General features: G+C 64.0%; 25 protein-coding genes and 1 tRNA gene. 12 read left to right on the top strand and 14 right to left on the bottom strand.

Going from position 1 to position 25303, the window contains the following annotated elements; genetic code table 11:
• Positions 1-52 precede the first annotated feature (52 nt).
• Positions 53-544, bottom strand: coding sequence for a glycine zipper 2TM domain-containing protein (locus GA566_RS04005; RefSeq protein WP_171020300.1), 492 nt, complete (start codon positions 542-544; stop codon positions 53-55).
• Positions 545-865: 321 nt separating this feature from the next.
• Between GA566_RS04005 and GA566_RS04000 the strand changes: the two genes are divergently transcribed.
• A tRNA-Ser gene (locus GA566_RS04000) sits at positions 866-955 on the top strand.
• Positions 956-1039: 84 nt separating this feature from the next.
• Here the strand turns inward: GA566_RS04000 and GA566_RS03995 are convergent.
• From GA566_RS03995 to gudD, 5 genes are all read right to left on the bottom strand, one after another.
• Positions 1040-1702 carry a DUF799 domain-containing protein gene (locus GA566_RS03995; RefSeq protein ID WP_137922940.1) on the bottom strand — a complete coding sequence of 221 codons (663 nt, stop codon included), beginning with the start codon at positions 1700-1702 and terminating at the stop codon, positions 1040-1042.
• Positions 1699-2142 carry a DUF4810 domain-containing protein gene (locus GA566_RS03990; RefSeq protein ID WP_137922939.1) on the bottom strand — a complete coding sequence of 148 codons (444 nt, stop codon included), beginning with the start codon at positions 2140-2142 and terminating at the stop codon, positions 1699-1701. Before GA566_RS03990 ends, GA566_RS03995 begins: the two co-directional genes overlap by 4 nt.
• Before the next feature lie 30 nt (positions 2143-2172).
• Positions 2173-2805, bottom strand: a complete 633-nt coding sequence (locus GA566_RS03985; RefSeq protein WP_137923068.1) for a CsgG/HfaB family protein — start codon at positions 2803-2805, stop codon at positions 2173-2175.
• A gap of 352 nt (positions 2806-3157) precedes the next feature.
• Entirely contained in the window at positions 3158-4186 is a 1029-nt protein-coding gene (locus tag GA566_RS03980) for a tripartite tricarboxylate transporter substrate binding protein (RefSeq protein ID WP_137922938.1), read from the bottom strand.
• 60 nt (positions 4187-4246) lie between these two features.
• Entirely contained in the window at positions 4247-5596 is a 1350-nt protein-coding gene (gudD, locus tag GA566_RS03975) for a glucarate dehydratase (RefSeq protein WP_160471724.1), read from the bottom strand.
• A 275-nt stretch (positions 5597-5871) separates the two neighbouring features.
• Between gudD and GA566_RS03970 the strand changes: the two genes are divergently transcribed.
• Both GA566_RS03970 and GA566_RS03965 read left to right on the top strand, forming a co-directional pair.
• Positions 5872-6621, top strand: coding sequence for a FadR/GntR family transcriptional regulator (locus GA566_RS03970; RefSeq protein ID WP_137922936.1), 750 nt, complete (start codon positions 5872-5874; stop codon positions 6619-6621).
• 193 nt (positions 6622-6814) lie between these two features.
• Positions 6815-8392, top strand: coding sequence for an aldehyde dehydrogenase (NADP(+)) (locus tag GA566_RS03965; RefSeq protein WP_137922935.1), 1578 nt, complete (start codon positions 6815-6817; stop codon positions 8390-8392).
• 68 nt (positions 8393-8460) lie between these two features.
• On the opposite strand, the gene GA566_RS03960 is transcribed toward GA566_RS03965, so the two are convergent.
• The 5 genes from GA566_RS03960 to GA566_RS03940 all read right to left on the bottom strand — a co-directional run bounded on the left by GA566_RS03960 (position 8461) and on the right by GA566_RS03940 (position 13501).
• Positions 8461-9824, bottom strand: a protein-coding gene (locus GA566_RS03960; RefSeq protein ID WP_160471670.1) for an IS3 family transposase whose coding sequence is annotated in 2 segments (ribosomal slippage) — positions 8461-9323 and positions 9323-9824 — 1365 coding nt in all. Because the reading frame shifts where the segments join, the coding sequence is not laid out codon by codon here.
• 139 nt (positions 9825-9963) lie between these two features.
• Positions 9964-11181: a betaine/proline/choline family ABC transporter ATP-binding protein gene (locus tag GA566_RS03955; RefSeq protein WP_137922934.1), complete on the bottom strand. Its 1218-nt coding sequence runs from the start codon at positions 11179-11181 to the stop codon at positions 9964-9966.
• The gene (locus tag GA566_RS03950) at positions 11178-11822 is read right to left on the bottom strand and encodes an ABC transporter permease (protein WP_137922933.1); all 645 of its coding nucleotides are present in this window, start codon (positions 11820-11822) and stop codon (positions 11178-11180) included. The genes GA566_RS03955 and GA566_RS03950 overlap by 4 nt, the downstream gene beginning before the upstream one ends.
• Positions 11823-11833: 11 nt before the next feature.
• Positions 11834-12772, bottom strand: a complete 939-nt coding sequence (locus GA566_RS03945) for a glycine betaine ABC transporter substrate-binding protein (protein WP_137922932.1) — start codon at positions 12770-12772, stop codon at positions 11834-11836.
• Between the two features lie 15 nt (positions 12773-12787).
• The gene (locus GA566_RS03940) at positions 12788-13501 is read right to left on the bottom strand and encodes an ABC transporter permease (RefSeq protein ID WP_160471722.1); all 714 of its coding nucleotides are present in this window, start codon (positions 13499-13501) and stop codon (positions 12788-12790) included.
• Between the two features lie 744 nt (positions 13502-14245).
• On the opposite strand from GA566_RS03940, the gene GA566_RS03935 reads away from it, so the two are divergent.
• From GA566_RS03935 to GA566_RS03910, 6 genes are all read left to right on the top strand, one after another.
• On the top strand, positions 14246-15163 hold the full coding sequence (locus GA566_RS03935) for a pirin family protein (RefSeq protein WP_137922930.1): 918 nt from the start codon (positions 14246-14248) through the stop codon (positions 15161-15163).
• 296 nt (positions 15164-15459) lie between these two features.
• Positions 15460-17025, top strand: coding sequence for an ABC transporter ATP-binding protein (locus tag GA566_RS03930; protein WP_160471721.1), 1566 nt, complete (start codon positions 15460-15462; stop codon positions 17023-17025).
• On the top strand, positions 17018-18112 hold the full coding sequence (locus GA566_RS03925) for an ABC transporter permease (protein ID WP_160471719.1): 1095 nt from the start codon (positions 17018-17020) through the stop codon (positions 18110-18112). The genes GA566_RS03930 and GA566_RS03925 overlap by 8 nt, the downstream gene beginning before the upstream one ends.
• A gap of 15 nt (positions 18113-18127) precedes the next feature.
• On the top strand, positions 18128-19048 hold the full coding sequence (locus GA566_RS03920) for an ABC transporter permease (RefSeq protein WP_137922927.1): 921 nt from the start codon (positions 18128-18130) through the stop codon (positions 19046-19048).
• 97 nt (positions 19049-19145) lie between these two features.
• On the top strand, positions 19146-20285 hold the full coding sequence (locus GA566_RS03915; protein ID WP_137922926.1) for a BMP family ABC transporter substrate-binding protein: 1140 nt from the start codon (positions 19146-19148) through the stop codon (positions 20283-20285).
• 161 nt (positions 20286-20446) lie between these two features.
• A complete protein-coding gene (locus GA566_RS03910; RefSeq protein ID WP_137922925.1) occupies positions 20447-20740 on the top strand; it encodes a YkvA family protein in 294 nt (97 codons plus the stop codon).
• 62 nt (positions 20741-20802) lie between these two features.
• Here GA566_RS03910 and GA566_RS03905 read toward each other — a convergent pair whose 3' ends face one another.
• Genes GA566_RS03905 through GA566_RS03895 form a run of 3 tightly spaced genes read right to left on the bottom strand, consistent with a single transcriptional unit; the run spans position 20803 to position 22994 of the window.
• Positions 20803-21222: a methylglyoxal synthase gene (locus tag GA566_RS03905; protein ID WP_137922924.1), complete on the bottom strand. Its 420-nt coding sequence runs from the start codon at positions 21220-21222 to the stop codon at positions 20803-20805.
• Positions 21222-22010: an SDR family oxidoreductase gene (locus GA566_RS03900; RefSeq protein WP_137922923.1), complete on the bottom strand. Its 789-nt coding sequence runs from the start codon at positions 22008-22010 to the stop codon at positions 21222-21224. Before GA566_RS03900 ends, GA566_RS03905 begins: the two co-directional genes overlap by 1 nt.
• A gap of 51 nt (positions 22011-22061) precedes the next feature.
• A complete protein-coding gene (locus GA566_RS03895; RefSeq protein ID WP_370459263.1) occupies positions 22062-22994 on the bottom strand; it encodes a DMT family transporter in 933 nt (310 codons plus the stop codon).
• A 210-nt stretch (positions 22995-23204) separates the two neighbouring features.
• Between GA566_RS03895 and GA566_RS03890 the strand changes: the two genes are divergently transcribed.
• From GA566_RS03890 to GA566_RS03880, 3 genes are all read left to right on the top strand, one after another.
• Complete coding sequence (locus GA566_RS03890) at positions 23205-24197, top strand: tripartite tricarboxylate transporter substrate binding protein (protein WP_137922922.1); 993 nt, start codon at positions 23205-23207, stop codon at positions 24195-24197.
• Between the two features lie 157 nt (positions 24198-24354).
• The gene (gene upp, locus GA566_RS03885) at positions 24355-25005 is read left to right on the top strand and encodes a uracil phosphoribosyltransferase (RefSeq protein ID WP_137922921.1); all 651 of its coding nucleotides are present in this window, start codon (positions 24355-24357) and stop codon (positions 25003-25005) included.
• 108 nt (positions 25006-25113) lie between these two features.
• Positions 25114-25272, top strand: coding sequence for a DUF3149 domain-containing protein (locus tag GA566_RS03880; protein WP_137922920.1), 159 nt, complete (start codon positions 25114-25116; stop codon positions 25270-25272).
• The last annotated feature ends 31 nt before the right edge of the window (positions 25273-25303 follow it).

The following is a 25303-nucleotide window of genomic DNA, read 5'->3' as shown; positions in this document are numbered from 1 at the left end:
CAAAAACGCCACACGGCGCAAACCGTGTGGCGTTTTTTATTACGGCGTTCGATCAGTACGGCGTGGCCATGTCGTTCGCCACCCGGGCGCGGTCACCCACACGCAGATTGCCGATGTTCGATTGCGTCACCGTTGCTACGCGCCCATCGTCGAGCCGGACATTGACGCGATACGCGGTCTGCGTACTGCTACCCGTGCGCTTCTCGATCTGGTTACCTGCCACGGCACCACCCACTGCGCCCACGATCGTCGCCGCCGTCTGGCCGCGACCGCCACCAATCTGATGGCCGAGCAGCCCGCCCGCGGCGCCACCAATCACCGTACCCAGAATGCCCGAGCTACCCTGCGTATTCTGGATCGGCTCGATCGATTCCACTCGGCCGGTGAACACCGAACCCTGCGGCGCCTGATACACGCTGCCGGGCTGTTGATAACCCGTAGGCTGCGGCGTCGAGTTGTAGTTGCCATAGCCGCCATAGCCAGGTTGCGCGCAACCGGCCAGCCCGGCCACCAGCACCAGGGCGCCGAGGCCGCCCAGCGCCATCCACGGCTGACGTTGATCCTTGCGTTGTTCGTTGCGTTGCATCGATTCCTCTCCTCGAATAGCTGTTTGAAAAGCCGACTTCGTGACACGCCAAGATCGCATGTCGTGATCATAGGAGATGCTCGACCCTCACATGGTTCCGCGCTGTCCGACAAACACTGACAACGTCGACAGAGAACGACACATCGTTGAGGCTTTCCCTCATCATCCATGGGCATGCGTCAAGCGCAATACACGCCAGCCCGGCCATCCCTGTATAATGCGCGGCCGGCCGTATCCGCTGACGCGATACAATGCCGGTTCAATCAGAATCGCCTTCAAGGAAGCGTGGCCGAGTGGTTTAAGGCAGCAGTCTTGAAAACTGCCGATGGGGTGACCCATCCGTGAGTTCGAATCTCACCGCTTCCGCCAGATACGAAAATGCCGCAGCACATTCCCTCGAACGAGGGAGCGTGCTGCGGCATTTTTTTCGCGGAAGCCGCGTCAGTGCGGCACTCAATCCACCTTGTCGTACTTCGGCGAACGCGGGCCGTACAGGATGCCGCCCGGCATGCCGGCTGACAGCAAACGATAGCTCGTCGTTCCCGCTATGGGATAGGCCGCATCGGTGAGGTGATTCACCGCCTGGTTGATGGCGGCGCTGATCAGCATGCCGATCAGTCCGCCGCCACTGGTGTTGCCACCATCGTTGGCCGTCACGGCGGTGCCACTCCACAGGACATCGCCGCTGCGCAGATCCACGAGTTTGGCCTTGGCCGCGACGCGCGTGACGCTGCTCAACACCTGGTAACGCGAGCCGTAGTCGGTCACGGTGACATACAGCGCGGCGTCGGCGCCGAAGATCTCGCGCAGCTTGGGCACCGGGACGGTGTGGATCTCACCGGGGACGGTCAAGCCGTTCTGGCGGAACGTCTCGTCGACCAGTGCCACGGGCAGTACGTAGTAGCCCGACTCGGCCAGCGGATACGTGGCCAGCGACAGCATGGCGTACGTGGCCTTGATGTCGGCCGATTCGTTCAGCGGCGGCAGCACCACGATCGAACGCGGCTTGGCCAACCTGAACGCCGAGTAGTCCACCTCGGGCGGCTTCGTGGCACAACCGGCAAACAGCGCCACCGCGGCCAGCGTAGCCATATAGGTCATCACGCGACGGATCATTTGGCGCTCCCGGTGTTGTTGTCAGCCTTGGTTCCTACCGCGGCGGTGGTCGGCTGGGCCGGTACCGCGACATCCTTGCGCGTATCCGTCTTCATATTCCGCGTCAGGAAATCCATGAACGGCGTGGATTCCGGGAAAAGCGTCTTCTCGGTCTGGAACTCCTTGACCATCTGGTCGTCCTTGCCGAGGTTCAGGTACAGCATGCCGAGCTGCGCGTGATAGCCGGGTGGCACCGCTCCCCCTTTCGCCTTGATGGTTTCAAGGCCCTTCTCCAGCGCGATGACCTGCTCTTCCTTCGACTCGCCCTTGAAGTATTGGTAGACCTGAGCCTGATAGCCTTCCCATTGATAGAGCGACGGCTGGGGCGCAGCGCAGCCGGCGAGCACCGCGGCGGCGACCGACAAAAACGCCGCATTGCGCAGCGTGACCAAGTTAATCATTTGTTTTTCTCGTAGTTTGACGAATGCCTGTTACTGCTGGACCGGCTTCCAGATGCCACCGTCGATGGCGCTGACAAGGTTGTTGATGGCTTCGCGCATGGCCAGGTCCATCACCTTGCCGTTCAGCGTGGAGTCATAGCTGGCCGTGCCGCCAAACCCGATGACCTCGCGGTTCGACAGCTTGTATTCGCCAGCCCCCTGGGTGGAGAAAACCACCTCGGACGTCGTGATATTGACGATGTTCAGGTTGACCTTCGCGTAGGCGACCTGCTCACGGCCACGCCCCAGGATGCCGAACAACTGCACATCGCCCACTTCCTTGCGGCCGAACTCGGTGATGTCGCCAGTCACCACGAAATCGGCGCCCTTGAGCTTCTGCGCCTGGTTCTTGATCGTCGCCTCGCGCTTGATCTCGTCGAGATTCTCGCGCTCCAGCACCGTGAAGCGGTTGGTTTGCTGCAGGTGGGTCACCAGGCTCGTCTTGGCCTGGCCGCTCAGGCGGTCGATGCCGTCCGAGAACACGCCGCGCATGTAGTTCGAACGGTTGTCGAACTTGCCCACGGCGATCGGGGTCCGCAGGCCGTTATACGGGCGGCTGGCGCTCTCCACCTTCTGCACCGGCAATGCGGTCGACGTTTCCGTCGCGCAGCCAGCCATGCCCATGGCGGCGACTACACCGAGCAGACAGCAGGACTTCAGACTTTTCACTTCGTTTCTCCAAGAGAGATAGATCGAACGGCAGCCGAAAAGGTGCCGGCGCCCAATGTGGCTGAATGGCAGCCAGGATCAATAGGCAAAACGTGAATTTTTACAAAGCCCCAGCTTTTTCGCCAGATTTGTTGCGTACCTTGTTCACACTGCTTTGACCGATTGAACGCCTTAGCGTCTATCGGTACGAATTCACCCATATTTAGCGCGCGCGAGCGGACGCCCCACTACAGGGGGGAATCGGTTCCTGACGAAAAAAAACCCCGCCGGTTGGCGAGGTTTTGGCGTGGACAGCGACGATGCCGGCTTACTCGGCCGTGATCTTGCCCTGCTCGATCACGGTCTTCCAGCGTTTCAGTTCCTGGTTCTCGAACTCGACGAACTGCTCGGGCGTGTTGGCCACTACCTCGAAGCCTTGCTCGCCCAGCTTCTTCTGCATCGCCGGGTCCTTGAGCGCGCCGACGATAGCGCCGTGTAGGCGCGTCTTCACATCGGCCGGGATGCCCTTGGGCGCAGCGATGCCCTGCCACGAATAGACTTCCACATCCTTGGTGCCGCCTTCGGCCATGGTCGGCACATCGGGCAACACGGCGGAGCGCTTGCCCGACGTCACGGCCAGCGCCTTGAGCTTGCCGGTGCGGATGTGTTGCAGCACCGCGTTGACGTTCTGGAACGATACATCCACCTGCCCGGCGAGCAGATCCGAGATGGCCGGGGCACCGCCCTTATACGGGACGTGCAGCCCTTCGGTGCCGGTCTTTTGCCAGAACAGCGCGGCCGTCAGGTGGTCCGATGAACCGGCACCCGACGTGGCAAACGTGACCTTGCCCGGGTTCTTCTTCATGTACGCCACCAGCTCGGCCAGCGACTTGGCCGGGAAGTTCGGATTGGCCACGAGCACGTTTGGCGCGCGTACGGCCACGGTCAGCAGGTCGAAATCCTTCGCCGGATCATATTGCAGGCTCTTCTGCAGAAACGGGTTGACCGCGAACACGCCAATCGAGGCCACCATCATCGTGTAGCCATCGGCTGGCGCACGCTTGACGAACGTTGCGCCGATAGCGCCCGTGGCGCCCGGCTTGTTGTCGATCACGAACGGCTGGCCCAGCTTCTCATTGAGCGGCTGCGCCAGGTAGCGCGCGATGGTGTCTGTCGAACCACCGGCCGGGAACGGCACGACGATCGACACCGGCTTCTGCGGCCACGCCGCACTCGATGCCTGCGCAACACCGCTGACGGTCACGCCGGCAGCCAGGGCAATCGCCACGCCCGCAAAGCGGCGCAGCAGCGTGGAAATACGGGCCGCGCGCGGGGCGGCCTTCGAGGGTTGAACCATGTTGTGTGTCTCCTGCTGAATCGAAGGTTTTCTATTTCTGGGAATCGTCGAGATGGACGCTTAGCGCACCATGCAAGGCATCTTGTTGTTGAACTTCCAGTTGGGAATCAGGAACTGCATGGCAATCGCGTCATCGCGCGCCCCCAGACCCTTTTCCTGATAGAGACGATTGGCGCGCGCCAGTGCGTCCATATCGAGTTCCACGCCCAGGCCCGGCGTCTTCGGCACCTGCACGAGCCCGCCTTCGATCTTCAGCGGGTTGCGCGTCAGGTGTTCGCCGTCCTGCCAGATCCAGTGCGTGTCGATGGCCGTGACGCGGCCCGGCGCGGCAGCCGCCACGTGCGTGAACATCGCCAGCGAGATATCGAAGTGGTTGTTCGAATGCGAGCCCCACGTGAGACCCCATTCCGAGCACATCTGCGCCACGCGCACCGAGCCCTGCATCGTCCAGAAGTGCGGATCGGCCAGCGGAATATCCACCGACTGCAAACGCACCGCGTGACCCATCTGGCGCCAGTCCGTGGCCACCATGTTGGTGGCGGTCGGCAGGCCGGTGGCCGTGCGGAATTCGGCCATGATCTCGCGGCCCGAGTAACCGTCTTCCGCACCGCACGGATCTTCTGCATAGGCCAGGATGCCGTGCTTGTCGCGGCACAGGCGGATGGCGTCCTTCAGCAGCCAGCCGCCGTTCGGATCGAGCGTCACGCGTGCCTTGGGGAAGCGCTCATGCAGCGCGATGATCGCCTCCATCTCCTCTTCGCCGCGCAGCACGCCGCCCTTCAGCTTGAAGTCGTTGAAGCCATAGCGCTCGTAGGCGGCTTCGGCCAGGCGCACCACGCCCTTGGCATCCATTGCCACTTCGTTGCGCACGCGGAACCATGCGTTTTCGCCATTGGGTTCGGTGCGATAGTCGAGCGTGGTCTTCTGCCGGTCGCCCACGTAGAACAGGTAGCCCAGCATCTCCACGGCATCGCGTTGCTGGCCTTCGCCGAGCAGCGCAGCCACCGGCACCTGCAGATGCTTGCCGAGCAGGTCGAGCAGCGCGGCTTCCAGCGCGGTCACAGCGTGGATGGTGATGCGCAGGTCGAACGTCTGCAGGCCCCGGCCGCCAGCGTCGCGGCTGGCGAACTGCTCGCGCACGCGGTTCAGGATCGAGAGATATTGGCCGATGCCCTGCCCCACCACCAGCGGACGCGCATCCTCCAGCGTCTGGCGGATGCTCTCGCCGCCGGGCACCTCACCCACGCCGATGTTCCCTGCGCTGTCCTTCAGGATGACGATGTTGCGGGTGAAGTACGGGCCGTGGGCGCCCGACAGGTTCATCAGCATGCTGTCGTGACCGGCCACCGGCACGACAGTCAGTTCGGTCACGACAGGGGTCGCGCCATTGGCGAGAGAGGTTGCGTTCATGTGGATCGTCTCAGAGTCCTGGTCTGTTTTACCGCCGGGATCGCGCTCTCCCCATGACGTGGAAATGCGCCCTGCTATCGTAGCTCATACGCTAATACATTAGCTGACCGAAAGAAAATTGCGGCGCGGCTGCCACATTGGCCAAACGGCCGCAATGTCCTGTGCGTTATCGGTCGTCGTATGACTTATGACGCAGTATAATGAGCGCGTGCCCGACCGGTCAACAGTACGACCGTCAGGGTCATCCCCACATTGGTTCCCATACCTGCACGCCCATGTCCAACGTCTCGATGTCTTCGCCCGCTCCCCTGCGCCGCCGCGGCCGCACGCTTGCCGAGGAAGTGGTCAGCAACCTGACCGACAGCATCCAGCAGGGCCAGATCAAGCCGGGTGACAAGCTTCCCACGGAATCCGAAATCATGGCCACGCTCGGCGTGAGCCGCACGGTGGTGCGTGAAGCGCTGTCGCGCCTCCAGGCCAGCGGCCTGGTGGAAACGCGGCACGGGATCGGCACGTTCGTGCTGAACCGCCCACTTGAAACCCACTCCCCATTCCGCATCGATCCTTCGGCCATTGTCACGGCCATGGACGTGTTGGCGATGCTTGAATTCCGCGTGAGCCTGGAAGCCGAGGCTGCCAGCCTGGCGGCCACGCGCCGCAACGACGAACATCTGCTGGCTATGCGCCGCGCGCTGGACGACATGAAGCGCAATGCCGCTGAAGGCAGCGACGCAGTGGGTTCGGATTTCGAGTTTCACCTGTCGATCGCGCGTGCCACGGGAAATCGCTATTTCACGGACATCATGGGCCACCTCGGCACGATGGTGATTCCGCGCAGCCGCCTGCAGGTGAGCCGGCCCGAACGCGAACAGTACCTGGAGCGCGTGAACTTCGAGCACGAAAGCATTTTCGATGCGATCGAGCGACGCGATCCGGAAGCGGCAAAAGCTGCCATGCGCATGCACCTGACCAACAGCCGTGAACGCCTGCGCAAGGCGTCGGCCATGGCCGGATCGCCCGCCTGAGCGGCATGCGCCATCCGCGCGTTGTCCGGACGGATGGTGCGGTTGCGAGACGGGAAGCGATGTCATATGATGTCTTACGACGCTTCCGGTCGGCATCCCATGCAGTTCCATCGGCAGGCACCATTGCCTGCCTCTCCCCTTGCGTGACGGTGTTCTGGCCGTCCTTTCATCACTTTTCCCGCAGGACCCAATCATGACGATTTCTGGCGAAATGCTGATCGGCGCCATCGCCGCGCGCGGCACTGAAGAGACTTTCCACGGCATCAACCCGGCCACCGGCGAGAAGCTCGAACCCGCCTACCAAGGCAGCACCGCCGCGGATGTGGACCGCGCCTGCGCGCTGGCCGAAGCCGCATTCGACACCTTCCGCGCCACCTCGCCCGACCAACGCGCGACGTTCCTGGAAGCCATCGCTACGGGCCTGGAAGGTCTCGGCGATGAACTGATCCAGCGTGCGCACGCTGAAACGGCCCTGCCGATCGCCCGCCTGCAAGGCGAGCGCGGCCGCACCGCCGGCCAGTTGCGCCTGTTCGCACGAGTGCTTCGCGATGGCCGCTGGCAAGGCGCCACGCTCGACAGCGCCCTGCCCGAGCGCACGCCGCCGCGCCCCGACCTGCGCATGCAGCGCATCGCCGTGGGTCCCGTGGCCGTGTTCGGCGCCAGCAACTTCCCGCTGGCCTTCTCGGTGGCCGGTGGCGATACCGCGTCGGCACTGGCAGCAGGTTGCCCGGTGGTCGCCAAGGCGCACCCGGCGCACCCGGGCACGTCCGAACTGGTGGGTCGCGTGATTCAAAAGGCTGTGGCCGATGCGGGCCTGCCGGAAGGCGTGTTCTCGATGGTGCAAGGCGTAGGCAACGCCATCGGCACCGCACTGGTGGCCCATCCGGTCATTCAAGCCGTGGGCTTCACGGGTTCGCGCGCTGGCGGTCTGGCGCTGATGAACGTGGCCAACAGCCGTCCGGTACCGATTCCGGTGTATGCGGAAATGAGCAGCATCAACCCGGTGTACCTGCTGCCGGAAGCGCTCAACGCACGCGGCGAGCAGATCGCCCGTGACCTGGTGGATTCGCTCGTGATGGGCGTGGGCCAGTTCTGCACGAATCCGGGCCTGCTGCTGGCAGTTGAAGGTCCGGCGCTGGAGAAATTCCGTGCCGCTGCGCACACCGCGCTGACCGGCAAGCCGGCTGGCACGATGCTGACGCCGGGCATCCACGCCGCATTCGAGCGCGGTGTGGCGCAACTGTCGGAAGTCGCGGGTCTGACGCGCGCCGCTTGCGGTGTGGACGCAACGGGCCCGAACCAGGCTCGTCCGGTGTTCTTTGAAACGTCGGCAGACAAGTTCGTTGCCGATCACCGCATGCACGCCGAAGTATTTGGCCCGTCGACGGTACTCGTGGTCTGCAAGGACGCCGATGCCCTGGTGGCCGTCACGCGCATCCTGGAAGGCCAACTGACCGCCACGGTACAAGCCGACGCTGGCGATCAGGCAATCGCGGCCAAGCTGCTGCCGGCACTGGAACGCAAGGTCGGCCGTATCCTGTTCAACGGCTACCCGACTGGCGTGGAAGTCTGCTTCGCCATGGTCCACGGCGGCCCGTTCCCGGCCACGTCCGATACGCGCACGACGTCGGTGGGCACCTCGGCGCTGGACCGCTTCCTGCGCCCGGTCTGCTACCAGAATCTGCCGGCCGGCCTGCTGCCTGAAGCGCTGAAGGATGGCAACCCGCTGAACCTGTGGCGCCTGAAGGACGGCGAACTGGGTCACGCTTGATTGGCGTGTTGGAGTGAAAAAAACGGCCACAAATGAACTGACCCCACAAAGTTGGACGGGTAAGTAAGTTAGGCGGCCTGGGGCTGAGTCCTGTATTGCACGGGACTCAGCCCATTTAGCTTGAGCTTGATGCGGTCGTAATTGTAGTACCGGATGTATTCGGCAATGCCGCGTCGCAATTGGTCGATGTCCGCGAAACGCTCCAGCCGGAAGTACTCGGACTTCAGCGTGCCGAAGAAGCTCTCCATCGCCGCATTGTCCAGGCAATTGCCTTTTCGAGACATGCTCTGAGGCAAGCCTCGCTTGGCCAGTTTCCGACGATATGCCGCCATTTGATAGGCCCAGCCTTGATCCGAGTGCAACATTGGGGCGTCTTCAGGGCCTAGCTTTCGCAAAGCCTTATCAAGCATTCCCCGGACCAGTTCGAAGTCAGGTCGCTCGCTGGTTTGCCACGCTATGATCTCGCCGTTATACAGGTCCAGCACGGGCGAGAGATAGAGCTTCTTGCCACTAACGCTGAACTCGGTTACGTCTGTCACCCACTTCTCATTTGGTCTGGTTGCCGCGAATTGGCGCTGTAGCAGGTTGGGGGCCACGCGTCCCACTTGCCCTCGATACGAGCGGTATCGCTTGGGCCGCACAGGTGACTTCAGTTGCAACACCGCCATCAGCCGTTGCACGGTCTTGTGATTGACTCGAATACCGCTGTGACGCAAAGCGGCCGTGATCCGGCGATAGCCATATCGACCCTTGTGCTGGGCAAAGATGCGGGCAATATGCGCTTTCAGCTCGCCATGTCGATCCTGCGCCTTACCTGCGCTCACTTGGTAGTAGAACGTGCTGCGTGCCAGTCCGGCGATCTTGAGCAAGATCGACAGGGGATGATGTTGGCGCAATACGTTCACGACTTGCGCTTTCTCTTTTGCGCCGATTGTTCCTTGGCCTGGCGCAAGGCCCTCAATTTTTTTAAGTACGCGACCTCAGCGCGCAGGCACTCATTTTCTTTGAGCAGATCCTCACGCGAACGGTCTTGAACCGGCACGGACGGGGGGAGAGTTGGCGGCTTGGCTTGGGACATTGTGGGCGCCCGGCCTTTGCGGCGAGGCTGGAGAGCTTCAAAACCACCCTCATGATACTGGCGCTCCCACCGAGCGATTCCATTTGCTTCACGCAGATCGAACAGCGCGCTTACCCGCTGGAAGGACAACTCGTCGCGCCACATGCGTTGCAGCACCTTCAGCTTGAACTCGGCGCTATACGTTTCATGCTTCTTGCGCAGCCCGGCCTGCCCGTGATGCTGCCACCCAGCAATCCAGCGTCGGAGGGTCGAATGGCTGATCTGATGCCTTTCGCTAAGAGCCCGAGTCCCAACCTGGCCCGCCAGATACTCCTGAACCAACTGTCGTTTAAACGCCTCGTTGTACTTCGTCATGAAAAACACCCCAAAGGTTGGATTGATGTCCAACTTTTGGGGTGCAGTTCAAAACGTGGCCGTTTTTTTTGTTCCTGCTTTGGGGTACTCCCCTCTCCCGCAATGCGGGAGAGGGGAGAAAAACAGCAGCGAGGAGAAATTACGCCGCCACCTTCTCCCGCCCCGGCACCGGCGCCTCCGCCGGCCCGATCATCGCCAGCGGGGAACTCGCCGGCGGCTGGATCACTGGCGCGTTGCCGCGCGAGCGTCCCGAGCTCAGGTAGTCGGCGATCGATTCCTGCGTGACTTCACCCAGGTACATGCCATCGCCATCGATCACGGGCAGCCAGCTCGTGTTGTGCTGGTACATGCGCGACAGCACGATGCGCAAGTGTTCGTCGAAGGCCGCCGTGGTGGTGAACTGTCGCATCACTTCCGCGCAGTTGCCGCCCTTGGCTAACGCAGCGCGCACGTCGCGGCGCGTGACGTAGCCGAGGGCGCGCTGATCGTCCACCACGGGCAAATGGCGCACATCCGCTTCGTCCATGACACCGAAGGCTTCCGCCAGCGACATGTCCGGGCGGGCCGTCGGCGGCATCGTGGCGGCATCGCCAGCGCGCACCAGCAGCAGGCGCTTCAGCGTGTTGTCGTGGCCCACGAAGGCCTGCACGAAGTCATCGGCAGGGTGTGCCAGCAGTGCGTCGGGATGATCGAACTGCACGAGCCGGCCGCCGCGGAATACGGCCACCTTGTCGCCAAGCTTGATGGCCTCGTCGATGTCGTGCGAGACCATGATCACGGTCTTGCCAAGCGCACGCTGCATCTGGAAAAACTCGTTCTGGATGCTCTCCCGGTTGATCGGGTCCACGGCGCCGAACGGCTCGTCCATCAGCAGCACCGGCGCGTCGGCGGCGAGTGCGCGGATCACGCCGATCCGCTGCTGCTGGCCGCCCGACAGTTCGCGCGGATAGCGCTTGAGCATCTTGTCCGGGTCCAGTTGCACCATGCGGATCAGTTCGCGCGCGCGCTCGCGGCACTGTTTCTTGTCCCAGCCCAGCAGGCGCGGCACGACCATGATGTTTTCCTCGATGGTCATGTTCGGGAACAGGCCGATCTGCTGGATCACGTAGCCGATCTTGCGACGCAGCGCCACGCCGTCGATACCGGCAGTGTCCTCGCCATCGATGCGCACCGTGCCCGAAGTCGGCTCGATCAGCCGGTTGATCATCTTGAGCGTGGTGGTCTTGCCGCAGCCGGACGGCCCCAGGAACACGCAGATCTCGCCGCGCGGCACGGTCATGCTGACCTCGTTCACGGCCCGCACTTCGGAACCGTCCTTCTGGGGGAAGGCTTTCGTGAGTTTGTCGAGTTCGATCATTGTCGGATTCCTTTCGGTGTCAGTGCGCGCTGCAGGGACTGCAGGGCGACGTCGGCGACGATGGCGAGCAGGCTGACGAGTACCGCGCCCACGGCCACATTGGTCATGTTGGTCTGGCCGATCGCCTGCAGGATCAGCACGCCGAGGCCGCCCGCGCCTACGACGGCGGCAATGGTGGCCACGCCGATGTTCATCACCACGGCAGTACGTACCCCGCCGAGGATCACCGGCACGGCCAGCGGCAGGTCCACCAGCCGCATGCGCTGCCAGGTGGTCATGCCGATGCCGCGTCCCGCCTCCTGGATGCCGGCATCAACGTTGGCTAATGCCGTGTACGTGTTGCGCATGATCGGCAGCAACGAGTAGAGGAAGACGGCGGTCACGGCCGGCACATAACCGAGCGCGTGTCCGAAGCGCGCGAAGATCGGGATCATCAGCCCGAACAGTGCGATGGACGGCAACGTCAGCACCACAGTGGCCAGCGCCAGCAGCGGCGTGGCCAGGAAGCGGTGGCGGGTAATCAGGATGCCGAGCGGCACACCGATCACGATGGCCATGCCCACGGCCGACCCGACGAGGGCGAGATGTTCGCCCGTCAGGCGCAGCAGCATGGCCCAGTTGTTCTGGAGGTAATTCCACATGTTCTGGCTCCTCAGATCAGGCCGTGGCTGCGCAGGAAATCGCCAGCCACCTTGTCAACGGGCTCATGGTTGATGTCGACCTGGTAGTTCATGTCGGTCATCGCGGCGTTGTCGAGCTTTGCTGACAGCGCATTCAGCAGGTTCGCCAGTTCGGGCCGCGCGTCGAGTACAGCCTTGCGCACCACGGGAACAGCGTTATACGGCGGGAAGAAACCCAGGTCGTCCTCGAGCAGCACGAGGTCGAAGCCCTTCACGCGCCCATCGGTCGCGTAGACCAGCCCGAGGTCCACCTGGTTGTTCCTGAGGGCTAGATAGACCAGACCCGGATCGAGCTGGATCACGTCCTTTCGCGTGAAAGGCAGCTTGTAGGCAGCCTTCAGTGGCTCCAGGCCATCGGGACGTGCGGCGAACTCCATGTCCACGGCCAGCGGATGCTTCGTGTCCTCGCCGTCGGCGCGCATCTTCGCGGCGTAGGCCGAAAGTTTGGTAATGCCTGCCGCGCGCTCCTTCGGCATGGCCAGCGCATAGGTGTTGTTGATCTCGGAGGGCGCGAGCCAGACCAGCCCCTTGCCGGCGTCCATTTCCTTCACGCGGGCGTAGGCGGCGGGGCCATCGAGTTTCTCCTCGACCTTGTTGAAAACGATTAGCGCAGTGCCGGTGTAATCCCACACCACGTCGAGCTGGTTCGACTCCATGGCCTGGCGCATCAGCGTGCTGCCCAGGCCCGACGTCAGCGTGGCGTCGATGCCCTTGGCCTTGAGGTACTGCGTGGTCATCGACGACAGGATCAACTGCTCGGTGAAATTCTTGCCACCCACGCGCACTTGGCTGGCGCCTTCCTGGGCGCGCGCCGGGGCCGTGCCAAGCAGCAGTGCGGCGGCGGCCACGCCAATGGCGGCCAGCAGCCAGAACGCCCGGCCTTCGGTCAGGCGGTGTATCGGTTTGGTCATGATGCGATTCCTCACTCAGGCGAGTCCGCGTCGGCGCAGGTACACATGCCCCGCCGCGGCGAACAGCGCGTCCAGCGCCAGGGCCAGCAGCGCGGTGGCGGCGGCGCCCAGCAACAACAGCGGCTGGTTGTTCAGGTAAATGCCCGGGAAAATCATTTCGCCGAGGCTGTTCGCGCCGATCAGGAACGACAGCGGCACGGTGCCGACATTGATCACCAGGCTGATTCGCACGCCGGCAAGGATGACTGGCAGCGCATTGGGCAGTTCCACGCGCACCAGACGCTGGCACGGCGTCATGCCGATACCGCGTGCGGCTTCCTTGAGCGCGGGCGATACCGTGCGCAGCCCTTCATAGGTATTGCGCACGATCGGCAGCAGCGAGGCGAGCCACAGGGCCAGAATGGCCGGTCGCTCGCCGATGCCCAGCACAGCCAGCGCGAGGGCCAGTACTGCCAGCGACGGCACGGTGTTGCCGATATTGAAGACCTGCATCAGCTTGTCCGCCCAGCGGCGCATGCACGGGCGGCTCAGCGCAATGCCTGCCGGCAAGCCGGTCAGCAGCGCAAGCGTCATCGAGATCGCCACAAGGCGAAGGTGGTCGGCTACGTTGTAGAGCAGGCGCTCCTGGTACTGGCGGATGACATCGACGCCGATCCACGAGACGAGCCCGACCAATGCAACGGCAACGACGCTGCCCCAGGCCACAGCCCGGATGGTTTGCTTTGACATACTTCCCCTCTCCAACTCCGAACTGCGACGAAAATGGATCAATCGCCACATTTCAGATGCGGAAAACAATAGGGCCGGCGGTATTTGTCGATGGGTGCCCGCCGGGGCCCGATTCAGATTGCCTTGCCGCCATGACTGGCAGGATTGCCAGCGGACGGACTTGGGTGCGACGCCGACCGGAGATCAGCGAATCACCCGTTGATGGGATTCAGGCGTGAGGCCCGAACCCGCAGGTGCGGCGCAACGCTGAGGTGAAACCCAGGTTGGCCCGTGACGGCGACTGATGTCGTGTTGAACGCGCTTTCGGTTGGCGCCGTCGGTCAATCGGCCGTTGCTGTACAACGGATTGCGGGGGTTCGGAGTGCAGGCTCGCCCACCACAATTCTCAGCAACGGATGACAAAGAGACCGCTATTCTACACAACTTCCGTCATCCTGTCATCTTCCGCCCAAATCCGGCGCTTCCCGGCGGGAAAATCGCGGAAATCCGGCTATTGGGGAACGGGAGGTAGCGCGCTGACCATCGGCGTTTTCCGACGAGGGAGAGACCTCGAGTCCTGATCCGATCCACGCCGCCCTGTCGTTCTATTTTTCACTGCTGTCGCGCCAACTTCGTCCCAACTTTGGAACGATCTGTTGCCGGCCTGCCGTCTACCGCTTTTCCGCCAAACCCTTACATTGCATGGGTAGATCGAACGGCGGGCCTTGCGTTTTCCGGCCCGGCCGTCGCAACCGGAGAACAGACATGACCACTCGCATTTCCACCGTACCAGCCACCGCCACGGAAACCGTGCAGCGCTCACGCGTCGTGGACCGCGTGGTGCGTGGCATTGCCACATCCGACGGCGCCGGCGTCAAGCTGACGCGCGTCCTCACGCAGAACCTGCAGCGCCGCCTGGACCCGTTCCTGATGCTCGACGCCTTCGGCACCGACAACAAGGACGATTACATCGGCGGGTTCCCCGATCATCCGCATCGCGGCTTCGAAACCATCACGTACATGCTGGCCGGGCGCATGCGCCATCGCGACAGCGCCGGGCATGAAGGGCTGCTGGAAAACGGCGGCGCGCAGTGGATGGTGGCGGGTTCCGGCGTGGTGCACTCGGAATTGCCTGAACAGGAAGATGGCCGCATGGAAGGATTCCAGCTCTGGCTGAACCTGCCGGCCGCGGACAAGATGACTACTCCGTGGTATCGCGACATTCCGTCGGCGGAGGTTCCGACCGTGGCGCTGCCGTCGGGCGGCACCGTTCGCGTGCTGGCTGGCGCCTCGCACGGCGTGGCGGGCGCGGTAACGCGGCCCGTGACCGAGCCGCTGTATCTCGACGTGCATCTGCCTGCCGGCCAGACCTTTGCGCAGACGCTGCCCGCTGGCCATAACGCGTTCCTCTACGTGTACCGGGGCACCGTGAAGGTCGGCGAGGCAGATGCCGCCGTGCTCGAAGCCCAGCGAATGGGAGTACTCGACAACGCTGGGCAATCCGACGGCGTGGTGGTGGAAGCCAGCGAGGATGCCCGCTTCCTGCTGATCGCCGGACAGCCGCTGAACGAGCCGATCGCACAGTACGGCCCGTTCGTGATGAACACGCAGGAACAGATCTACCAGACCCTGGCCGACTTCCGCGACGGCCGCTTCGCCACGATACCTGCCAGCGCCGGGTAACCCTGGCCTTGACTGAGGTCAACCCAGACCGCCGCCCTGCCCTGACCGGCAGCGCGGCGGTTTTTCTTTGCCAGTGTGGCCGGCACGCGACTTGCAACCTCCCCGTAACCGTTGTGGGGCACGGTTAGAGGGTCAATGTGGTCCGGCCAGCCCCCACGCACTTATATAATTCAACGCTAATTCCGATCATCACGCATTCATGATGATGAAGGCATGGTGCGCGGCGATGCTGCGCCACGCACAGCCGCCGTCACAAGTGCCCAAACGTTGCTGCCACAATAATTCGAGCCGCCTCAGTGACATTACAAACACCCCCCAGGCTGGCGCTTGCGCATATCACCAAGCGCTACCCCGGCGTGACCGCCAATGACGACGTCAGCCTGACCGTCGCACCGGGCGAGATCCATGCCGTCCTCGGCGAGAATGGCGCCGGCAAATCCACCCTCATGAAGATCATCTTCGGCGCGGTTCGACCCGACGCTGGCGAGATGCACTTCAACGGGGCGCCAGTCTCGATCGCCAGTCCGCACGACGCCCGTAATCTGGGCATCGCCATGGTCTTCCAGCATTTCTCGCTGTTCGACACGCTGACCGTGGCCGAGAACATCGCGCTGGGCCTGCCGCCGAAAGACGCCGGCAACATGAAGCAGCTCAGCGAGCGTATCCGCGCCACGGCCGAACGCTATGGCCTGCCGCTGGAGCCTGGCCGCCACGTTCACACGCTGTCCGTGGGCGAGCGCCAGCGCGTGGAAATCGTCCGCGCATTGCTGGCCGATCCGCAACTGCTGATCCTCGACGAGCCCACTTCGGTGCTGACGCCTCAGGCCGTGGAAACGCTCTTCGTCACGCTGCGCAAGCTAGCCGCCGAGGGTACGAGCATCCTTTACATCAGCCACAAGCTCGACGAGATCCGCGCGCTGTGCCACCACGCCACCGTCATGCGGATGGGTCGCGTGACCGGCGTGTGCGATCCGCGCGAGCAAAGCGCGGCGTCGCTGTCGCGCATGATGATTGGCGGCGAGCCGCCGCGCGAGGCGCGCGTGACCACCGAGCGCGGACCGGTGCGACTTGCCGTGCGCGACCTCACGATGGCGCGCGCGCACCAGTTCGGCACGGCACTGGAACGCATTTCGCTGGACGTGCATGCGGGCGAGATCGTCGGCATCGCCGGGGTATCGGGCAACGGACAACAGGAACTTCTGGCGGCGCTGTCAGGCGAGGACGCACGCGGCGCCGCTGCCGCCGTGCACCTCGACGGCCGCCCCGCAGGAAAGCTCGACGCGCGTGAGCGCCGCCGGACCGGGCTGGCGTTCGTACCCGAGGAGCGGCTGGGACGCGGCGCGGTGCCGGGCATGAGCCTGTCGTCGAACGTGCTGCTGTCGCATCAGACGCCGCCGTACGTGCGCAGCGGCATGGTCTCTACCGGCGCGGCCGAAGGCTTGGCCGCCAGCATCATCAAACGTTTCCGCGTCAAGGCCAGCGGCCCTGACGCGCTGGCGCGCAGCCTCTCGGGCGGCAACCTGCAGAAGTTCATCGTCGGACGAGAAATCGAGGCCGGCCCGAAAGTACTGATCGTCGCGCAACCCACCTGGGGCGTGGACGTGGGCGCCGCCGCGCAGATCCACAACGAGATCCTCGCGCTCAAGGCCACCGGCTGCGCTATCCTCGTCGTCTCCGAAGAACTCGATGAACTGTTCGCGATCTGCGACCGGCTCCACGTCATCGCCAAAGGCCACCTCTCGCCATCGCTCTCCGTCGAAACCGCCACGCGCGAGCAGGTAGGACTCTGGATGAGCGGCCTCTGGGAAGGCGGTCCCGCCAGCGAGCGGGACGCCACCGCGGAGGCACCCACTCATGGCTAAATTGCAATCTCCCATCATGCTCTCGCCGCGCGGCACACCGTCGCGCGCCCTCGCCTACGCCTCGCCCGTCTTCGCACTCGTGCTGACGCTGCTGTTCGGTGCGCTGCTGTTCCTCGCCATCGGCAAGGACCCGGTGGCCGGGCTCAAGGTGTTTCTCGTCGATCCGGTAAAGGACACGCGCGCCATTGGCGAGGTGCTGCTCAAGACCGTACCGCTGGTGCTGTGCGCGCTCGGGTTGTCGGTGTGCTACCGCGCCAACATCTGGAATATCGGCGCCGATGGGCAGTTGATCCTCGGTGGCATTTTTGCTGGCGCCACCGTGCTCTGGTTCGATGTGCCCGGCAACACGACGAGCGGCTTTGTCGTGCTGACGCTGGCGGCCGTGGCCGGTTGCATCGGCGGCATGGTGTGGGCCTCGCTGACCGCGCTGCTCAAGGACCGTTTCAACGCCAACGAGATTCTGGTGTCGCTGATGCTGACCTACATTGCCCAGCAGTTGCTGCTCTGGGTGGTCAATGGTCCGCTGAAAGACCCCAACGGCATGAACTTCCCGCAGTCGAAGGTGTTCGCCTCGGCCTTCCTGCTGCCCAACCTGCTGCCCGGTTCGCGCCTGCATGTGGGCTTTGCGGTGATGCTGGTGCTGGTGGTGATCATGTCGATCTTCATCTTCCGCAGCTTTGCCGGATACCGGCTGCAGGTGGGCGGCACCGCGCCGCTTGCCGCGCGCTATGCGGGATTCTCGTCGCGCAGCGCGCTGTGGAGCGCGCTGCTGATTTCGGGCGCCACGGCCGGACTGGCCGGCGCGTTCGAGGTGACGGGTCCGATCGGACAATTGCTGCCATCGATCTCCCCGGGCTACGGCTTCACCGCCATCATCGTGGCGTTCGTGGGCCGGCTGCATCCGGTGGGCGCCGTGTTCGGCGGCATCGTGATGTCGCTGTTCTATATCGGCGGAGAAATGGCGCAGTCGCGGCTGGGCCTGCCTTCGGCGCTTGGATGGGTGTTCCAGGGCATGCTGCTGTTCTTCCTGCTGGCGTGCGACACGCTGATCGACAACCGCTTGCGCTGGCGCGCTCGTGCCGCCTGACCCGGAGCTGACAACATGGAACAACTCGCTCCCCTGATCGCCACGGCGATCAACGCCGGTACCCCGCTGCTGCTGGCCGCACTCGGCCTGCTCGTCAACGAACGCGCTGGCGTGCTGAACCTCGGCGCCGAAGGCATGATGCTGGTAGCCGCCGCGTTCGGCTTCATGGTCGGCTATCAAACCCAGTCGCCCATGCTCGGTTTCATCGCCGGCGCGGGCGCCGGCATGCTGATGGCCACGCTGTTCTCCTGGCTCGCGCTGGTGCTGGCGACCAACCAGGTGGCAACCGGGCTCGCACTGTCGATCTTCGGCACGGGCCTGTCTGCTTTCATGGCGCAACGCTTCGTCGGCTTCGCCATGCCTGCGCAGGCCAAGGCCGTGCCCGGACTGGCCGACCTGCCCTTCGTCGGCCCCGCCTTCTTCCAGCATCACTGGATGGTCTATTTCAGCCTGCTGCTGTGCTTTGCCATCATGTGGTTCCTGTTCCGCACGCGGGCCGGACTGACGCTGCGCGCCATCGGCGAATCGCCGGAATCGGCCCATGCGCTGGGTTACCCGGTGCGCTGGATCCGGTTCTGCGCGCTGCTGTTTGGCGGCGCCTGCTGCGGACTGGCTGGCGCTTACCTGTCGCTGGTCTACACGCCGATGTGGGTGGAAAACCTTGTCGCGGGGCGCGGCTGGATTGCGCTGGCGCTGACCACCTTCGCCACCTGGCGGCCCGGGCGCGTGCTGATCGGCGCGTGGTTGTTTGGCGGCGTGACGATCCTGCAGTTCTATCTGCAAGGCATCGGCGTCTCCGTGCCATCGCAGTTCCTGTCGATGCTGCCGTACGCGGCCACCATCGTCGTGCTGGCACTGATCTCTCGGAATCCTGCGTGGATCCGACTCAATATGCCGGCGTCGCTAGGCAAGCCGTTCCGTCCAGGCAGCGCCTGAAAACGCATCACCGAAAACGCATCACCAAAGCTTCAACAAGAAAGCATCAACCCGAAGTCAAACCACATCACAAAGACGCTTTATCAAGGAGAGATCGATGATCGTGACACGCAGGACCACGCTGGCGGCCCTGGCCGCTACCGCTGTGCTGGCCCTGGCCGGCTGCGGCAAGAAGGAAGCCGACAAGCCCGCCGAGACCGGTGCTGCCTCGGCACCGGCCGCTGCGGCCGCCGAGCCGCTCAAGGTGGCTTTCGTCTACATCGGACCGGTTGGCGATGCCGGCTGGACTTACGCCCACGATGCCGGCCGCAAGGCTGTGGAAGCCAAGTTCGGCGACAAGGTGAAGACCACGTTCGTCGAGAACGTGCCCGAATCCGCCGCCGATGCGGAGCGCGTGTTCCGTGACCTGGCCAGCCAGGGCAACAAGCTGATCTTCGGCACCACGTTCGGCTACATGGAGTCGATGCTCAAGGTGGCGAAGGAATTCCCGGACGTGAAGTTCGAACACGCCACGGGCTTCAAGACTGCCGACAACCTTGCCCAGTACGATGTGCGCACCTATGAAGGCGCGTATCTGGCTGGCGTGGTGGCGGGCAAGATGAGCAAGAGCGGCAAGATGGGCGTGGTGGCATCGGTACCGATTCCCGAAGTCATCCGCAACATCGACTCTTTCGCCCTGGGTGCGCGTTCGGTGAACCCGAAGGCTACCGTCAAGGTGGTATGGGTGAACAAGTGGTTCGATCCGGGCAAGGAGCGCGAAGCCGCCACCACGCTGATCGGCCAGGGCGTGGACATGCTGATGCAGAACACCGACTCCGCCGCCGTGGTGCAGACGGCCCAGGAAAAGGGTGTCTACGCATTCGGCTGGGATAGCGACATGACCCGCTTTGGCGAGAAGGCCCACCTGGCCGCCTCCGTGATCTCGTGGGGCGTGTACTACAACAAGGTCGTGGAAGACGTGCTGAACAACCAGTGGAAGAACAGCACCATCTGGTGGGGCCTGAAGGAAAACATGATCGACCTGAAGGCGTTCAACGCCGTGGTGCCTGAGGACGTCAAGGCACTTGTGGAAGAACGCAAGAAGGGCATCATCGACGGCTCCGCACCGATCTGGAAGGGTCCGCTCAAGGACAACACGGGCAAGGAACAACTGGCTGACGGCAAGGCCGCAGACGACGCGTTCCTGCACAACGTGAAGTTCTACGTGGAAGGTGTGGAAGGCAACGTGCCGGGCTGATATCCCGTGGCAGCTTCTGCCCTGTGACGAAAACGCCGGCCTCGTGCCGGCGTTTTTTCTGCCGGATTGTTTCGTTCCCCGCGCCGGGGAACTTGAATCGACCCACACCGGCCCAAGCTACTTGCTCATACCCGCTGATCGTGTGACCAAGGAGGCCCATCATGTGGAAGCGATTCTCTGCCCTCTGGACACTGGTGCGCCGTGACGGCCGCCTGTTCTGGTACGCCCTGCGCCACCCCGATGCACCGCCCTGGCTCAAGCCTGCTGCATTCGGCCTGCTGGCCTATGCACTCTCGCCGATCGACCTGGTTCCCGACGTCATCGCCGGACTTGGCATCGTTGACGACGTAGTGATCATCCCCCTGGCTGTCCACCTGATCCTCAAGCGCCTGCCGCCGCATATCCTGAGGCAAGCGGAACTGCGGGCGACGGCGACGACGGTCAGGCCACGCTGATGGTGTCTGCGTCGAGGTAAAAAAAGCCGCTGCATTGGCAGCGGCTTTTTTCGTCTCGCTTACTACTTCTCCGCCTCCGCACACTGCCGCGCCAGTTCCGCAATCAGCAGTTCGGCCGTTGCCAGGTTCGTGGCGCACGGCACGTTGTGGACATCGCATGCACGAACCAGCGCGTTGATGTCCGGTTCGTGCGGTTGAGGCGTCATCGGATCGCGCAGGAAAATCACTGCGGTCACCCTGCCCTCGGCCAGTTGCGAGCCGATCTGCAGGTCGCCGCCCCACGGACCGGACAGCATCCGTGAGACGGGCAACCCGGTTTCGTCGGCGATCCGTCCGCCCGTCGTACCCGTCGCCAGCAGGTCGCAGCGGGCGAGGAATTCGCGATGACGGCCCGCGAAGGCGACGATGTCATCCTTCTTGTGATCGTGGGCAATCAACGCGATGCGGGCCTTGCACCCCCCGTCAGGCCGCAGGACAGCCATCAGAATGTCCCCGGGTAGGCGCCGCCGTCGAGCAGCACGTTCTGGCCCGTCATGAAAGCGGCCTGCTTGCTGCACAGGAACGCGCAGGTGGCGCCAAACTCGGACGCTTCGCCGAAGCGGCGCGACGGATTCAGCGCGGCACGACGCTTGGCCATTTCGTCGATGCTGATGCCAGCCTTCTGGGCACCGCCTTCCATCGTTTTCTTCAGGCGGTCGGTGTCGAACGGCCCTGGCAGCAGGTTGTTCACGGTCACGCCATGCTGCGCCACTTCGCGCGCCAGGCCGGCCACGAAGCCAGTCAGGCCAGAACGGGCGCCGTTGGACAGGCCCAGCACGTCGATCGGTGCCTTGACCGCCCCGCTCGTGATATTGACGATGCGGCCCCAGCGGCGCGCGATCATGCCGTCCACGGTGGCCTTGATCAGTTCGATCGGGGTCAGCATGTTGGCGTCGAGTGCGGCCAGCCATTCGTCGCGGCCCCAATCCCGGAAGTTGCCCGGGGGCGGACCACCGGCGTTGTTCACGAGGATGTCGAGATCACCGAGCTTGGCTACGGCGTCAAGCGCCAGCTTGCGGCCTTCCGGCGTGGTGATGTCGGTCGCCACCGCCAGCACGCGGCGGCCGTAGCGGGCGCGCAGGTCGGCAGCAGCCTTCTCCAGTGCCTCCGCACCGCGCGCGACGATCACCACGTCGACACCTTCCGCCGCGAGCGCTTCGGCACACGCGAACCCGAGGCCCTTGCTGGCGCCGCACACCAATGCATGCTTACCGCGCAGTCCGAAATCCATGGTCTCTCTCCTTCCTTGGTTGAACCGTCAAAACTAGTTTCAGGGTTTGCTTCAGACTTTCTTCATCGACAGCAGATACATGCCGCCCATCACCAGCGCGCCACCGGCCAGTTGCACCCCGGTGATCGGCTCGCCCAGCACCCAGAACGCCAGGGCCAGCGTGGACACCGGGCCGATCATGCCGGCTTGCGACGCCAGCGGCGCGCCGATGCGCGCCACCGCGATCATCGTCAGCGAGACCGGCAGCACCGTGCAGAACACCGCGTTGATGGCCGACAGCCACAGCACCGGCGCCGGTTGCGCCAGTTCGGCTACGGGCCGGCCCAGCACCGCATACTGGATCACACAGCAAAGCGTGGACACGCACATGGCGTAGGCCACAAGCCGCAGCGAGCCCACCCGCTGTACCAGCTCGCCGCTCAGAATCAGGTAGACACCATACGACAACGCACTGGCCAGCACCAGCGCTCCGCCCAGCCAGACCTTCGCGCCACTGACGTCGAGGTCATGCACGAACACGAGCACGATACCTGCGTAAGCCAATAACAGCGAAATCCATTGGCGACCATGGATGGGACGGCGGAACACCAGCGCGGTGAACAGCAGCACGAACGACGGCGTCAGAAAGAGGATCAGCCGCTCCAGCCCGGCGGTGATGTATTGCAGGCCGAGGAAGTCGAGGAAGCTCGACAGGTAGTAGCCGATGACGCCCAGGAACACCACGCGCCCGCGATCCGCCCATGACAACGCCGGCAGCTTGCGCGCCTGCCACCAGCCGATCGCCATGAACAGTGGTGCCGATAGCAGCATGCGCAGCGTGATGACCATCACGGCATCCACGTTGTAGCGGTACATGAGCTTGGCCACGATGGCCTTGGCGGAGAAGAGCACCGCGCCGATGGCGGCAGTGGCGAGTCCGACACGATGCGCGGCGTGAACGCCTGCTGACGGGGACGAGGGGAGCGACTTCTGGGAAGCGGACACGGGAAAAGCAGGTTGGGGCGTGGTCGCCGCTGGCGGTCGGTGTCGTGTGCCGATGGCACCCGGCGAACCCGCCGATTGTAAGTCAAAAGGCGCCCGGGCTGGCCCCGGCGGCATGACCTGCTTTCCCATACAATGACCCGCGCCCGACCCGGCACGGGAGCGATCCGGCCGGACGGTGCAACCGATAAAAAGATCAAGGAGACCCGACGCATGCCGTCCCACCCCACCGCCGCGCCGCGGCGCGCTTTTCTGCTTCTCGCCACGTTGCTCGCTGCCGGAGGCATGTCCCCCGCCTTCGCCGCTGACGGCTTCCCGTCCAAGCCGATCCGGTTCATCGTGCCGTACGCCGCGGGCGGCACCACCGACCTGGTGGCGCGCACGGTGGGGCAGCGTGTCGGCGAGAAGCTCGGCCAGCCCGTGGTGATCGAAAACCGGCCCGGCGCGGGCGGCAACATCGGCATGGAAGCCGTGGCCAAGGCAGCGGCGGATGGCTACACCATCGGCTTCGGCGCCATTTCGACGAATGCGCTGAATCCTCATATCTACAAGCACGTCCCGTTCGACCCACGCCGCGACTTCACGGCCATCAGCCTGCTCGGCACGTCGACCATCGTCCTGGAGGTCAGCGAAAGCCTGCCGGTCAAGACCGTGCCCGAACTGATCGCCTATGCCAAGGCCCATCCCGGCCTGACGTACGCCACGGCCGGCACGGGTACCTCGATGCATCTGGCGGGCGCCATGTTCTCGCAGATGACGCAGACGGGACTGGTTCATGTGCCCTACAAAGGCAGCAGCCCGGCCATCAACGACATGCTCGGCGGCCACGTCAACGTGATGTTCGACAACCTGCCCGCGTCGTTGCCGCACATCCAGGCTGGAAAGCTGCGTGCGTTGGCGGTGGCGGGCAAGACACGCGCGCCGTCGCTGCCCAACGTGCCGACGCTGGCCGAGGCCGGCCTGTCTGGCTATGCCGTGGAACCGTGGTTTGGCGTCTATGGCCCTGCCAACCTGCCCGCACCGATCGTCCAGGCACTCAACTCCGCGTTCGTCGAGGCGCTGGCCCGGCCGGAGGTGCGCGACAAGCTGGCCCAGGCAGGCTTCAATCCGAAGGGGTCCAGCGCGGCTGAACTGCAGGCACTGACGCAGGCCGAGTACGAGCGGTTCGGCAAGGTGGCGAAATCGGCAGCCATCACGGTGGACTGACCCGCCCGGCTGCCTTCACCCGGCAATTCCTGCCGCTGCGCAACGGCGGTCAGCCCCCATCCATTACAATCCGGCTGCATCGGCCCTCCCGTATCCGGGAGGGCCTCCTCCTTTTGCCGAACTTCGACAAAGTTCGTCGAGCCTCTGCCGAGCCGCCATGAAACAAGATCCGCGCTTTCCCAATCTGTTCATCCTCAATCACCCGCTGATCCAGCACAAACTTTCGCACATGCGCGACAAGGAAACGTCGACGCGTACGTTCCGCGAGCTGCTGCGCGAGATCACGCTGCTGATGGGTTACGAGATCACGCGCAACCTTCCGCTGACCACCCGCCATATCGACACGCCGCTAGTGCCGCTGGAAGCACCTGTCATCGCCGGCAAGAAGCTGACGATCGTGCCGGTGCTGCGCGCGGGCGTGGGCATGAGCGATGGCCTGGTCGAACTGATTCCGTCGGCGCGCATCGGGCATATCGGCGTGTATCGCGACGAGCAGCATCGCCCGGTGGAATACCTGGTGCGCCTGCCCGATGTGGAAGACCGCTCGTTCATCCTGTGCGATCCGATGGTCGCCACCGGCTACTCGGCGGCCCATGCCGTGGACGTGCTCAAGCGCCGCGGCGTGCCCGACGAGGCCATCACCTTCGTTGCGCTGGTGGCAGCCCCCGAAGGTGTCGAGGTCTTCCAGAAGGCCCACCCCGGCGTGAAGCTCTTCGTGGCCTCGCTGGACAGCCACCTCGACGAGCACGCCTATATCATCCCGGGTCTCGGCGACGCGGGCGACCGTCTGTTCGGCACCAAAAACTGAAGTCGATGGGGCGCGCTTGACGCGCCTCAACGTTTTACGGGGTGGACTCTTTCTACACTGGGGACGCGTGTCCGGGCATCGTTTCCGGCGTCAACAAGGAGTCTCCCCATGGAAGCACTGAAGATCCTGACCTCCACGGCCACCGGCCTCGCCAGCCTGGCCGTCATCGCATTCATCATCGGCATGGCAGCGTTCTTCGTCTGCCTGTTCTCGCGCAAGGCAAGAGAGGATGCGGAGGCGGCAAGAAAAGCAGTCGGCAAGCCGTGACGAGTTTCCTGCAGCCGCACAGTCGCAATGA

The organism is Cupriavidus sp. SW-Y-13, assembly GCF_009793345.1.
In the GTDB taxonomy this organism is placed as follows: Bacteria; Pseudomonadota; Gammaproteobacteria; order Burkholderiales; family Burkholderiaceae; genus Cupriavidus.
Note: the sequence above shows the minus strand (reverse complement) of the source record. Positions and strands in the feature narration are given on the sequence as shown.